The 507-nt window shown below is 67.9% G+C and carries 1 pseudogene; it reads right to left on the reverse strand.

From position 1 onward, the window contains the following. Positions 1–69 precede the first annotated feature (69 nt). Positions 70–507: pseudogene (locus tag ABQX22_RS26815) on the reverse strand (PLP-dependent cysteine synthase family protein); the annotation flags it as partial.

Below are 507 nucleotides of genomic sequence, written 5' to 3' on the forward strand. Positions count from 1 at the left end.
TCAACACGTGTGGCTAGCAAAACGTCGCGAGGCGCAGCAGTGTCGATGGCAGCTCCAAGGATATGGCGGTCATTCCAGCGCCGCACAAGGCAACGTGGGCAAGTCGCCGCCGTTGACGGCGATGGCAATGGCCGCAGTGCTGTCGGTGACGTCGATGGTGTGCGCCACGTACCAGGCCGGGTCGTAATAGCTGTGCGCATAACGCTCGCCGGCATCGCACAGGATGGTGACGATGGAGCCGCTACGGCCGGCCTCGCGCATGCGCTGGGCCGCCTGCAGCACACCGACGAAATTGGTGCCGGTGGAGCCGCCGACGCGGCGGCCGAGCGTGGCGCTGACGTGGCGCATCGCCGCCAGGCTCAAGGCGTCGGGCACCTTGATCATCATGTCCACGCAGCTGGCGATGAAGCTGGACTCCACCCGCGGGCGGCCGATGCCCTCGATGCGCGAGCCGCCGGTGATGGCCAGCTCCTTGGGGCACTGCCCGTCCACCGCGCGGCAATAGCC

The sequence above is a fragment of the Xanthomonas sp. WHRI 1810A genome (assembly GCF_040202885.1).
Classification (GTDB): domain Bacteria; phylum Pseudomonadota; class Gammaproteobacteria; order Pseudomonadales; family Pseudomonadaceae; genus Aquipseudomonas.